The sequence below is a fragment of the Pseudomonas sp. SDT291_1_S447 genome, assembly GCF_054070155.1.
In genome coordinates, this window is the sequence record NZ_JBSVXS010000142.1 from 1 (window position 1) to 12,708 (window position 12,708).

Below are 12,708 nucleotides of genomic sequence, written 5' to 3' on the forward strand. Positions count from 1 at the left end.
TATCAGGCAAAAGTCAGTTGAGGGCTTCCCCTCAACCATAGAATCTCCCACATTGAATCCGTCGGTCACAAATCCGGCGATCGACCGAAATCAACTGTGGGAGCGAGCTTGCTCGCGAAGGCGGCAGCACAGGCAAAATACAATCATCAGACAAAAACAAAGCCCCGGCCATCACTGACCGGGGCTTTTTGCTTTATCGCTAACACTCAATCGCGCAAATCAGACTCATGAATCGGCTGATTCCGATGAGTCGCGCGCTGATACTGCGCCGGCCACACCGCTTTGCGTCCACCCAGATCATCATCGGCATGCAACGGCCAGTACGGATCACGCAGCAGCTCCCGCGCGAGGAAGATGATGTCGGCCTGACAGGTGCGCAGAATGTGCTCGGCCTGCGCCGGCTCGGTAATCATTCCCACAGTGCCGGTGGCGATGCCTGACTCCTTACGCACACGCTCGGCGAAACGCGTCTGATAACCCGGCCCCACCGGAATTTCCGCGTTGGCCGCTGTCCCGCCCGACGACACGTCGATCAGATCCGCGCCAAGGGTGTGCAGGCGTCGCGCCAGCTCCACGGTTTCATCCGGGTTCCAGCCGTCCTCAACCCAGTCGGTGGCGGATACGCGGACAAACACCGGCAATTCCTCAGGCCAGACCGCCCTGACCGCTTCGGTAACTTGCAGTACCAGACGAATGCGGTTTTCAAACGAACCACCGTACTGATCGCGGCGCTGATTGCTAAGCGGCGAAAGAAACTGATGCAGCAGATACCCATGCGCCGCATGCACCTCAACCACACTGAACCCAGCCTTCAGCGCGCGTTTGGCGGCATCGACAAATGCCTGAATGACGTCAGCAATCTGCCCTTCGTCGAGCTGTTTCGGTTGAGTGTGCTGCGGATCGAAAGCAATCGGCGACGGCCCGACCGGTGTCCAGCCGCCATCTTCCGGTTTGACGCTGCCATGTTTGCCGATCCACGGCCGATGGGTGCTGGCCTTGCGCCCGGCGTGAGCCAATTGAATGCCGGCGACTGCGCCTTGGGACGTGATGAATCGGGTAATGCGTTGCAGCGGTTCGATCTGTTCGTCGTTCCACAGGCCGAGGTCTTCGGCGGTGATGCGCCCGTCGGCCGTGACGGCTGTGGCTTCAGTGAATACCAGACCGGCGCCACCCACCGCGCGACTACCGAGGTGCACCAGATGCCAGTCGTTGGCCAGGCCATCGACGCTCGAGTACTGGCACATCGGTGATACAGCGATGCGGTTGGGCAGGGTCAGTTGGCGAAGAGTGAAGGGTTCAAGCAGCAGACTCATGGGGCACCTCTCAAATCAGTGGGCAGGCTCCAGGGTTCTGTTTGAATAGTCGACGAGTGACAGGAAAAAGGTGCAGCACCCGCCCCCGCGGGCAAAAAATTCGACAAGACGTCACAAGGCCAATCAAGCAGTGCTTAGAGCCTAGTCGACAACCGGGGATAAAGGAGGGTTCAGAGTGATTCAGTGTGTGAAAGGACGCTCTCGCGAGTAACCCCGCTCCCACATTTTGGAATGCACATCCCTGTGGGAGCGACGGTGCGACGATTCGACCTGCTCGCGAAGGCGTCAGCGCGGTTCGATGTGGGCAATCATCAACTGAACGGTCTCGTTACCCCGAAACTCGTTAACGTCGAGCTTGTAAGCCAGTTCAACCCACTGAATCGTCGGGTTCGGCCAGATATCGCGATCAACGCCAAAGGCAATGCCATCCAGCTTCACCGAGCCACATTCGCTCTTCAGCACCACTTTGAGATGCCGTTCGCCGACCACTCGCTGTTCGACCAACTGAAACACGCCATGAAACAGCGGCTCCGGGAAGTGCTGTCCCCAAGGCCCGGCGTGGCGCAAGGCGCGGGCCAGTTCGAGGTGGAATTCTTCAACCGCCAGCGTGCCATCGGTCAGCATGCGCCCGGTCAGGTCTTCTTCGCGAAGTTGCCTACGCACCTCAGCGTCAAAGGCCTCGGCGAAAAGCGGAAAATTCTCTTGCGGCAAGGTCAGACCGGCCGCCATTGCGTGACCACCGTACTTGGCGATCAGGTTTGGATGCTGCGCCGCGACCACGCTCAAGGCATCACGAATGTGGAAGCCTTGCACCGAACGCCCCGAGCCCTTGAGCAAACCATCGCCCGCATCGGCGAAAGCAATGGTCGGACGGAAATAACGCTCTTTCATCCGCGACGCGAGAATGCCGATCACACCTTGGTGCCACTCGGGATCGAACAGGCACAAACCAAACGGCATCGACTCGACCGGCAAGTCCTTGAGCTGCGCCAGCGCTTCACGCTGCATGCCCTGCTCGATGGATTTGCGATCCTGGTTCATGCCGTCCAGTTGCGCGGCCATTTCCCGGGCCAGGTTGGCGTCGGCGGTGAGCAAGCATTCGATGCCCAGACTCATGTCATCCAGACGCCCGGCCGCGTTCAGACGCGGGCCGACGATAAACCCGAGATCGGTAGAGGTAATGCGTGCAGCGTCACGCTTGGCGACTTCAAGGATCGCTTTGATCCCCGGCCGTGCGCGACCGGCGCGAATGCGTTCAAGGCCTTGATGCACCAGAATCCGGTTATTGGCGTCCAGCGGCACCACGTCGGCGACGCTGCCCAGCGCCACCAGATCGAGCAGTTCACCGATGTTCGGCTGCGGTTTATTTTCATACCAGCCGAGGCCGCGCAGGCGCGCACGCAATGCCATCAACACATAGAAAATCACCCCGACGCCGGCCAGCGCCTTGCTCGGGAACTCGCAACCGGGCTGGTTCGGGTTGACCAGCGCATCGGCCTGCGGCAGCTCATCACCGGGCAAGTGGTGATCGGTGATCAGCACTTTGAGGCCGTGGCGTTTGGCGGCGGCCACGCCTTCGACACTGGAGATGCCGTTGTCGACGGTGATCAGCAATTGCGGCTCGCGGGTCAGCGCAACTTCGACGATTTCCGGGGTCAGGCCGTAGCCATATTCGAAGCGGTTCGGCACCAGATAGTCGACATGCGCCGCGCCCAACAAGCGCAAACCGAGCATGCCGACAGTGCTGGCCGTCGCGCCGTCCGCATCGAAATCGCCGACGATGAGGATGCGCTGACGTTGTTCCAGCGCCGTCACCAGCAGGTCTACCGCTGCGTCTATGCCCTTGAGCTGCTGGAACGGGATCAACCGCGCCAGGCTCTTGTCCAGCTCAGCCTCGGACTGCACGCCCCGCGCCGCGTACAAGCGGGTCAACAGCGGCGGCAGATCACCGAGAAAAGGCAGAGTGGCAGGCAGTTGGCGAGGTTCGATACGCATGGGGTGACGGAGACTTCTCTTGATTACGTGGGATTATTCCGGTGGTGACGCGGGATCAGCCGCGCTCACCTTGCAGCCATTGCAACTGGACTTCGTGCTGACCACGGTCGTCGGTGACGAAGATCGTCCCTTCGCTGATCATCACGTCCCACTTGATAACGCGGGGCATGTCCTTGGCCAGGGTTTCCAGCACGTCTTGCGGGACTGCAGCGATGTTGACGTTTTTCAGGTTCTTGATCGCCGGGATCACCTTGGTTTCCCAGACACGCAGGCTGCCGTAGGCCAGCAGGCTGGTGCGCTCGGTGCGGCGCGAGCACCAGGTCAGGCGATCGGCATCAGGCTGGCCAACTTCGATCCAGTGCAGAACACGGTCGTCCAGGCTCTTTTCCCACAGTGCAGGTTCATCCACGTCTGACAGACCACGACCAAACGACAACTGCTCGTTGTACCAGAGGGCGTAGGCCAACAATCGCACGGTCATGCGCTCTTCGGTTTCCGAAGGGTGACGGGCGATGGTCTGCTTGACGCTCTCGTAGACACTGCGGTCGAGGTCGGTGAGGTTCAGTTCAAATTTGTAGGTAGTGGACGGCTGGGCCATGAACGGGCTTCTTGATACGAGGAAAGTCGGCAAGTCTAACCGATGCGGTAGGCAATCATCGAATTGATGGCGATCAACCTGCGGCGTCTGACAGCCGGCTATGTTAAAACGCTGTATCTGCTTAGCCTTGTCCTACAGGATTCAGTATGCCGTCCGCCAACAAACCGCTCAGCGGTGTGAAAGTCATTGAATTGGGTACATTGATTGCCGGGCCGTTTGCCTCGCGTATTTGCGGCGAGTTCGGCGCTGAAGTGATCAAGATCGAGTCGCCAGACGGCGGTGATCCATTGCGCAAGTGGCGAAAACTGTATGAAGGCACGTCGCTGTGGTGGTTTGTCCAGGCGCGCAATAAAAAGTCGCTGACGCTGAACCTCAAACACCCTGACGGTTTGGCGATCCTGAAACAACTGCTCAGCGAAGCCGACATCCTCATCGAGAATTTCCGTCCCGGTGTCCTGGAAAAACTCGGCCTGAGTTGGGACACCTTGCACGCGCTGAATCCAAAACTGGTGATGGTGCGCCTGTCCGGTTTCGGTCAGACCGGGCCGATGAAAGATCAGCCCGGCTTCGGCGCGGTCGGCGAGTCCATGGGCGGTCTGCGCTACATCACCGGTTTCGAGGACCGGCCACCGGTGCGTACCGGGATCTCCATCGGCGATTCGATTGCCGCGTTGTGGGGCGTGATCGGCGCGCTGATGGCTCTGCGTCATCGCGAAGTCAACGGTGGCACCGGTCAGGTCGTCGATGTGGCCTTGTATGAAGCGATTTTCGCGATGATGGAAAGCATGGTGCCGGAGTTCGACGTGTTCGGTTTTATCCGCGAGCGCACCGGCAACATTATGCCCGGCATCACGCCCTCCTCCATCCACACCAGTGCCGACGGCAAGCACGTGCAGATCGGCGCCAATGGTGACGCGATTTTCAAACGCTTCATGCTGATCATCGGCCGTGAAGACCTGGCTAACGATCCGACACTGGCGAGCAACGACGGTCGCGACCAGCGCCGCGACGAGTTGTATGGCGTGATCGATCGTTGGGTCAATTCGCTGCCTCTGCAAAGCGTGCTCGATCTGCTTAATCAGGCCGAGGTGCCCGTCAGCCGGATATTCAGCGCCGAAGACATGTTCAACGACCCGCAGTATCTAGCCCGAGAAATGTTCCTTCACGCCAGACTGCCGGACGGGAAACCCTTCAAGATGCCGGGGATCGTGCCGAAACTCTCAGAGACACCGGGCTCCTCCGAATGGGTCGGGCCGCAGCTCGGTGAACACAATGCGCAGGTACTCCACGAGCTTGGCTACGACGAAAAGCAGATCGCCCGGTTGCGCGAAGACGGAGCCATTTGAGCTGAAACGCCTGCCAACACCGGACGCCAACCGCGCCCACCAGTGGTGGACGTGGCGGCTGTTCGGCCTGGTGTTTCTACTGACCTTGCCAGCCTGGGCTCAGGCGAAACCGACATTGACCTGGTTATTGCGCGACTTGCCACCGCTGACTATTTTCGAAGGCCCGAAAAAGGGCCAGGGCGTCATTGATCACCTCATGCCGATGCTGATCGCCGGCATGCCGCAATACGAACACCAGCTGATGCGGGTCAACCGAGCCCGAGGCATTCAGATGCTTCACGAAGCCTCCTTCACCTGCGACCCGTCGCTGATCTGGAGCAAAGAGCGGGCGCAATGGATCGCGTACTCCATCCCGGCCTTTCGCGCCGTCAGTAATGGGCTGGTGGTGCGTCAGAAAGATCGCGAAGTGTTGGCGCCGTTTCTCGTGGAGGGTGAAATCGATCTGGCAGCGCTCCTGGCCAATGGCAACGAGAAAATCGGTGTCGTGGCTGAGCGCAGTTACGGTGAAATGGTCGATGACCTGCTGCGCCAGGCACCTCGCAACGCACTGACACCTCATTACGGCAATGACGCCCTGAACAGTCTGCTGATGATGCAGCGCCTGGGGCGATTACAGGTGGTGCTGGGCTATTGGCCAGAAATTCGTTATCAGGCTCATCTGGCGCAAATCGCCGAAGACGAGTTGCTGTTTTATCCGATCCGCGGCACCGGTAAATATCTGTCGGGCTACATCGGCTGCTCCGACACACACCAGGGCCGTCAGGCAATCAGCGAAATAAACCAACTGCTGCGCACCCTTCCCCACGATCAACTGAACCAGTTGTACGCCGACTGGCTGGACCCGGCGATGCGAAGCGATTACCTCGAACAGGCCCGATCATTCTTCAAGCAACAAGCGGCGCCCTGAGCAAATTGCAGACAAAAAGAAACCCCGAGAAGTGGGGAGACGACTCGGGGTTAAACGTGGCCTGCATAAGGCCCGTAACAGCAAGCGACAAGCACCGGAGCACAATGCTTGATCCTGCTGTCATGGGGTCTGACTGACAGGGATGCAGGAAGGTTCCCACAATAGATGTTTGATTTTCAGAGCGCCGGACGCTTGTCCAGAGCCGCGTTACGCAAGGCCGCAATCACACAGGGCTCCAGGCGTCCTTCGGCAATCAGAATGTCGCGGTGCAAGCCGTCAACGACATCGGTCAACTGACGCTTGTCGGTCAACTGCGCCGGGTTGAATTGGCGCTCCACCACAATCGCGCCGTTGCTGTTCTTCAAGGTCACCAGGCATTCACCGTGGGCACCGCTTGGAGACAAAGAAACCTGATACGGGCTCAGAGCCTCACCGAGCAATAGACTGATACTTTCCATCTCGATCTCCACTCAATAGTCCGAAAACATTGTGTCTGGGGCGTGTCCACAGTAAATGACCACCGGCCCGAGAAGAAAGTTCTGCATTCCGCTCGCCAGCACCGGCGTGTCACGGAGGTGTCACCGGTCTGTCAGAGCATGCACGGCAAAGATGACAGAAAAATAACCGGCCGCTTCAGGCCTCGACCGGCATCGAAGGAGAAATCAGGTAGCTGTCCAGCAAACTGCGCATCAGTACCGCCGAAACAGGTGTTTGCAGACGCCCCAGCAGTCGCAACCGATGCTCGCACAGCAACGGCTGGAGGTCGTTGAGCACGCTCGGCGCCACCGCGCCCAGCAGGATCAGCGCCCGCGCTTCGCGCTCCACTGCTACGTGCCGGATCAGGGCCAGGCCATCACCGCCCTTGAGCTGCGGATCGCAAATAGCGATATCGACCACGCCACGATGCCCCAGTGAACATAAGGCCGATGCCAGCGATGACGCGGTCAGGACATCATAAATGCCGATAGCATTGAGCATTTGGTGCAACGCCATCAGCTGGAACGGATTGGGTTCAAGAATCAGGACTTTAAGCGAGCGCATGGGCGACCTCTGAAGCGACAATCGCGGACTCTCACCGCAGTTGCCACTCACTGTAGGGCAGCCCTTTGAAGCCTCCCATCGGAAAAGTAGCCGCGTCTTATAGGACATTTCCCATTTTCAATGCAGACATCGGCACCCGCTCTCCGCCCGGCGCTGGGTTATGTCCGTCCAGCCGCCCAGCAGTCCGCGCAATTTGCCGTCGACACTGTAAAACGGCACCGTCCACTGATAGACCTCCCGCGTACCGTTCTTGAACAGCAATTGCCGCTTGCTGAAACGTGACTTACGCGTGCGCAACTGCACCATGAATTCGTCGTGAAGCATGCGCGCGGTTGCTTCTGGCAGCGCATCGACCTCCATCAACAACCGCCCCTGCACCTGATCCTGACGTACCGAAAGCGCCTCTTCATAGCTGCGGTTGCACATGACCAGCCGCCCCTGAAGATCACGGACAAACATCGGATCAGGCATGGAGTCGATCAGTGCGTACTGGAAAGCCAATTGATCACCGAGACTTTTCTCGGCAGCACGACGTTGCTTGATCACCACCGTCAGGCGGCGGTTCCACACCAGCGACAGCGAGCCGAACACACCGAGGATCACCGCTGCCCAACAGCCCCACTCAATCATCCGTTGCCAGAGCGTGGGGACGGGCTTGAGCGAGATCCCCTCCAGCCACTTCAGGCGAATGGCGCGTAACTCGGGAGCGGGAAAGGCCTCCAGTGCCTTGTTGAGAATACTTAATAGCTCTGGCATGCCCTTGCGCACGGCCAGATGATCAGCCTCCCATTTGCCTTCCACCAAGCCACCCACCTTAAGCAGCCCCAGCGGGTACAGTTGCGCTCCGATTTCATTCTCGATCGTCGCGTAGGCCTCGCCGCTTTCGACCAATGCCCGCGCTTCGGCGTAAGTCTTGACCGAACGGATCTCGATCGACGGGTAATCGCGGCGAATGACATCCTCCAGGGCGTGCCGGGCCGGCAACACCAGCACCCGTTTGGCCAGCTGCTCCAGTGACTCTACCGACGGCGCACCGGCGCGCCCGACAAACACCCAGCCAGCCCCACCGAAGGCGTGGCTGAAATCCAGAAACGCCTTGCGTTCATCGCTCATCGCCAGGGTCGTACTGATGTCCGCCTGGCCACTTTCGAGACGCTCCAGCATGTGATCGGTGGAAAACGACTCCTGATGCATGAACTTCAACCCGGTCATCGCAGTGACGCGCTTGAGCACATCATTGTTCAAACCGCTCCACTGTCCATGTTCATCCTGGAACAGATACAACGGGTATTGCACCGACGCTACCGTTACCCGCGGATTGTCGCGAATCCATTGGCGCTCGTGTGCGTCCAGTTCAACAGGCTCGACGTTGAGTGCCATAACGTCATCATTCAGCGCCAGTTGCGCCGCCACACTGCAGCGCATCAACCCAAGCAATCCGAACAAGAACAACCAGCCCAGTGCCGGTTTCAAACCTCTATAAAACAGCATTGCCACTTCCTTCGTGATCGACTCACCCGTCCTTCGTGGGTGAAAACCCGAGCAGTGTGGCAGCAGAAACAAAAAAGCCCGTCAGGAGACGGGCTTCAAAATGTGACAGCTTTTGCAGGCTTAAAGCGGCTTGCCGCGGTTGCCATGCTGGCTGACAAAGGCCTGCACGGCTTTCAGCTCGTTTGGCAGAACGGTGCAGCGCTCGTTTCGCTCAAACAAATCAGAAAGATGTGCAGGTAGTTCGAGTGCTTTTCCTACACCGGCTTTCTCCACTGCATCCGGGAATTTGACCGGATGCGCGGTGCCGAGGATCACCATCGGGATGTCCAGGCTGCGTCGGCATTCGCGTGCAGCTTTGACGCCAATGGCGGTGTGCGGATCCAGCACTTCACCGCACTGCTCGTAGACTTCGGCGATGGTTTCGCAAGTCTGCGCATCGTCCACAGCCAGCGAGTCGAACAGTTTGCGTGCTTCGGTCCAGCGCTCTTGCTCGACGCTGAAGCCACCACCTTGCTTGAACGTGTCCATCAGCCCGGCGATCGCCGCACCGTTGCGACCGTGCAGGTCGAACAGCAGGCGTTCGAAGTTCGACGAGACCATGATGTCCATCGACGGCGACAGCGTGGCGTGCAGGGTTTCCTTGACGTACTGATTGCCGCTCATGAAGCGATGCAGGATGTCGTTGCGGTTGGTGGCGACGATCAACTGGTTGATCGGCAGGCCCATGTTGCGTGCCAGGTAACCGGCGAAGATGTCACCGAAGTTGCCGGTTGGCACCGAGAACGACACCGAACGCGCCGGGCCGCCCAACTGCAGCGCTGCGTGGAAGTAGTAAACGATCTGGGCCATGATCCGCGCCCAGTTGATCGAGTTCACCGCCACCAGACGCGTGCCTTTGAGGAAGCTCTGGTCGGCGAAGCTGTTCTTGACCATCTCCTGGCAGTCATCGAAGTTGCCTTCGATGGCGATGTTGTGGATGTTCTCGCCGAAAATCGTGGTCATCTGGCGACGCTGCACTTCGGACACACGGTTGTGCGGGTGCAGGATGAAGATGTCGACGTTTTCGCAGTGCTTGCAGCCTTCGATAGCGGCCGAACCGGTATCACCGGAAGTAGCGCCGACGATGACAACGCGCTCGCCGCGCTTTTCCAGCACGTAGTCGAGCAGACGACCGAGCAGTTGCAGGGCGAAGTCCTTGAACGCCAGGGTCGGGCCGTGGAACAGCTCGAGGACCCATTCGTTGCCGTTCAGCTGACGCAGCGGCGCGACGGCGCTGTGCGAGAACACACCGTAGGTTTCTTCGAGAATCTTTTTGAAATCGGCGTCCGGAATGCTGCCGGTGACGAACGGGCGCATCACCCGGAAAGCCAGCTCGTGATACGGCAGGCCGGCCCAGGAAGCAATCTCTTCCTGGGTGAAACGTGGCAGGTTTTCCGGAACGTACAGACCGCCGTCGGTCGCCAGACCAGCCAGCAGGACGTCTTCGAAATTCAGGGCCGGTGCCTGGCCGCGGGTACTGATATAACGCATGATTTCAAACCTTCGGTTTGAGCTTCAAGCTACGAGCTACAAGCTGCAAGTAAAAGCCAGACCGCTTTTCTCTTGCCGCTTGCAGCTCGAAGCTTGCAGCTGCTTCTGTTTAGTTCAGGTGCTCGACGCGGATCCGGACAACCGGACCATTCACGCCGGCCAGCGCTTCGAGGGCGGCGATGGCATCGTTGATGCGCTGTTCCACGACACGGTGGGTCAGCAGGATCATCGGCACCAGACCGTCGTGTTCCTCGACTTCCTTCTGCATGATCGACTCGATGTTGATGCCGCGCTCCGAGAGGATGCTCGCCACCTGAGCGAGTACGCCCGGATGGTCCTTGGCCTGAATGCGCAGGTAGTAAGCGCTTTCGCAGGCTTCGATCGGCAGGATCGGATGGGCCGACAGCGAATCCGGCTGGAAGGCCAGGTGCGGCACGCGGTTTTCCGGGTCGGAAGTCATGGCACGAACCACGTCGACCAGATCGGCGATCACCGACGAAGCGGTTGGCTCCATGCCGGCGCCAGCGCCGTAGAACAGCGTCGAACCGGCGGCGTCACCGTTGACCATCACTGCGTTCATCACGCCGTTGACGTTGGCGATCAGACGATCGGCCGGGATCAGCGTTGGGTGTACGCGCAACTCGATACCGGCAGCGGTGCTGCGAGCGACACCGAGGTGCTTGATGCGATAGCCCAGCGCTTCGGCGTAGTTGACGTCGGCGGTGGTCAGTTTGGTGATGCCTTCGGTGTAGGCCTTGTCGAATTGCAGCGGGATGCCGAAGGCGATGGAGGCCAGAATCGTCAGCTTGTGCGCGGCGTCGATGCCTTCAACGTCGAAGGTCGGATCGGCTTCGGCGTAACCCAGTGCCTGCGCTTCGGCCAGCACGTCTTCGAAGGTACGGCCCTTCTCGCGCATTTCGGTGAGGATGAAGTTACCGGTGCCGTTGATGATCCCGGCGACCCAGTTGATGCGGTTGGCGGACAGACCTTCACGGATCGCCTTGATCACCGGAATGCCACCGGCCACGGCCGCTTCGAATGCGACGATCACGCCTTTCTCGCGAGCCTTGGCGAAAATTTCATTACCGTGAACGGCAATCAGAGCCTTGTTCGCGGTGACCACATGCTTGCCATTCTCGATGGCCTTGAGTACCAGCTCGCGGGCAACGGTGTAGCCGCCCATCAGCTCTATGACGATGTCGATCTCAGGGTTCGTGGCCACTTCGAAGACATCGTTGGTAATCGCAATACCGGTCGTCTGGAACTGAGGCTTTGGCGTGCGCATGGCAATTTGTGCCACTTCGATTCCACGCCCGGCACGACGAGCAATTTCCTCGGCGTTGCGCTGAAGTACGTTGAAGGTACCGCCACCGACGGTCCCTAACCCACAGATGCCTACTTTGACCGGATTCACTGTGAACTCCCCATAAAACGGCCGACGCGGGGTCGGCCGGAAAACAACCGCGTGCTCGCGGCTCTCTATTAATGGCCCGGCGATGTGGCTGCCGGACCATGATCGTCACGGCTGACCGTGACGATGCGAATTTACTTCGCGCCCAGCGCCAGTTTGGCGACTTGTGGCGCAGGCTGGTAGCCCGGAATGACTTGTCCGTCAGCCAAAACGATGGCCGGTGTACCGTTCACGCCGATCGACTGACCGAGGGCGAACTGTTTGGAAACCGGGTTATCGCACTTGGCGGCCTTGATTTCCTTGCCATCGACCATTTTGTCCATGGCGGCTTTCTTGTCTTTCGAGCACCACACGGCTTGCAGTTGCTCGTCACCCGGCGAGTTCAAACCCTGGCGCGGGAACGCAACGTAACGCACTTCGATGCCGCGCTTGTTCAGCTCCGGCACTTCGGCGTGCAGCTTGTGGCAGTACGGGCAGGTGGTGTCGGTGAACACGGTAATGTGCGATTTGGTTTCGCCCACGGCCGGGTAAACCACGGTTTCGGCGACCGGGATGGCATTGACCAGTTTGGAGATGCCCAGGCGTTCGGTCTTCTCGGTCAGGTTGACCGGTTTGCCGTCCTTGAGCTGGAACAGATAGCCCTGAACGATGTACTGGCCATCGGCGCTGGCGTAGAGCACGCGGCTGCCTTTGAGTTTGACTTCGTACATGCCCGGCAACGGGCTGGCGCTGATGCTTTCTACCGGAACCTCGAGTTCGAGTTTTTCCAGGCTTTGACGAATCGCTTTGTCGGCCGCGTCATCGGCGACGGCAAAGGTGCTGACCAACGCAATGGCTGCGGCGGCGAAAATCTGGGTCAGACGCATGAGAACTCCTGAAGGCGGACAAATGGATCGATCAGAACGCCCGTGCCGGAACACCGGGTCATAACCGTCCATCGTGCAAACCGGCAAAGCCTAACACATAAGGCCACGGTGGCCGAATGCGCCTGTCGCCATAGATTTTGAGAGCACTGAAGAACCTGTAGGAGTGAGCCTGCTCGCGATAGCGGTCCTTCATTCAGCACTGTGTTGTCA

At 59.3% G+C, this 12,708-nt stretch carries 11 protein-coding genes; 2 read left to right on the top strand and 9 right to left on the bottom strand.

Features of this window, described 5'->3' with window-relative positions; all coding sequences use genetic code 11:
* Nucleotides 1–206: 206 nt before the first annotated feature.
* The 3 genes from ACW9IR_RS25995 to ACW9IR_RS26005 all read right to left on the bottom strand — a co-directional run bounded on the left by ACW9IR_RS25995 (nt 207) and on the right by ACW9IR_RS26005 (nt 3,906).
* Nucleotides 207–1,313, bottom strand: coding sequence for an NADH:flavin oxidoreductase/NADH oxidase (locus tag ACW9IR_RS25995; protein WP_457465490.1), 1,107 nt, complete (start codon nt 1,311–1,313; stop codon nt 207–209).
* 285 nt (nt 1,314–1,598) lie between these two features.
* On the bottom strand, nt 1,599–3,308 hold the full coding sequence (gene recJ, locus ACW9IR_RS26000; RefSeq protein WP_102900584.1) for a single-stranded-DNA-specific exonuclease RecJ: 1,710 nt from the start codon (nt 3,306–3,308) through the stop codon (nt 1,599–1,601).
* Nucleotides 3,309–3,363: 55 nt separating this feature from the next.
* Nucleotides 3,364–3,906, bottom strand: a complete 543-nt coding sequence (locus ACW9IR_RS26005; protein ID WP_150729512.1) for a YaeQ family protein — start codon at nt 3,904–3,906, stop codon at nt 3,364–3,366.
* 146 nt (nt 3,907–4,052) lie between these two features.
* On the opposite strand from ACW9IR_RS26005, the gene ACW9IR_RS26010 reads away from it, so the two are divergent.
* Complete coding sequence (locus ACW9IR_RS26010) at nt 4,053–5,252, top strand: CaiB/BaiF CoA transferase family protein (RefSeq protein WP_457465492.1); 1,200 nt, start codon at nt 4,053–4,055, stop codon at nt 5,250–5,252.
* Complete coding sequence (locus ACW9IR_RS26015; protein WP_180988115.1) at nt 5,179–6,159, top strand: TIGR02285 family protein; 981 nt, start codon at nt 5,179–5,181, stop codon at nt 6,157–6,159. Before ACW9IR_RS26010 ends, ACW9IR_RS26015 begins: the two co-directional genes overlap by 74 nt.
* A 176-nt stretch (nt 6,160–6,335) precedes the next feature.
* Here ACW9IR_RS26015 and ACW9IR_RS26020 read toward each other — a convergent pair whose 3' ends face one another.
* The 6 genes from ACW9IR_RS26020 to dsbC form a co-directional block, all read right to left on the bottom strand.
* On the bottom strand, nt 6,336–6,617 hold the full coding sequence (locus tag ACW9IR_RS26020) for a DUF3509 domain-containing protein (protein WP_457465494.1): 282 nt from the start codon (nt 6,615–6,617) through the stop codon (nt 6,336–6,338).
* Between the two features lie 175 nt (nt 6,618–6,792).
* Nucleotides 6,793–7,200 (bottom strand): response regulator, encoded by a 408-nt coding sequence (locus tag ACW9IR_RS26025; protein WP_102900586.1) that lies wholly within the window; start codon nt 7,198–7,200, stop codon nt 6,793–6,795.
* Nucleotides 7,201–7,317: 117 nt separating this feature from the next.
* Nucleotides 7,318–8,691 carry a transporter substrate-binding domain-containing protein gene (locus ACW9IR_RS26030; RefSeq protein WP_457465496.1) on the bottom strand — a complete coding sequence of 458 codons (1,374 nt, stop codon included), beginning with the start codon at nt 8,689–8,691 and terminating at the stop codon, nt 7,318–7,320.
* 120 nt (nt 8,692–8,811) lie between these two features.
* A complete protein-coding gene (gene thrC, locus ACW9IR_RS26035; RefSeq protein WP_095119346.1) occupies nt 8,812–10,221 on the bottom strand; it encodes a threonine synthase in 1,410 nt (469 codons plus the stop codon).
* A 109-nt stretch (nt 10,222–10,330) separates the two neighbouring features.
* Nucleotides 10,331–11,635 carry a homoserine dehydrogenase gene (locus tag ACW9IR_RS26040; protein ID WP_007908972.1) on the bottom strand — a complete coding sequence of 435 codons (1,305 nt, stop codon included), beginning with the start codon at nt 11,633–11,635 and terminating at the stop codon, nt 10,331–10,333.
* 131 nt (nt 11,636–11,766) lie between these two features.
* Entirely contained in the window at nt 11,767–12,498 is a 732-nt protein-coding gene (gene dsbC / locus ACW9IR_RS26045) for a bifunctional protein-disulfide isomerase/oxidoreductase DsbC (RefSeq protein WP_095119347.1), read from the bottom strand.
* Between the last annotated feature and the right edge of the window lie 210 nt (nt 12,499–12,708).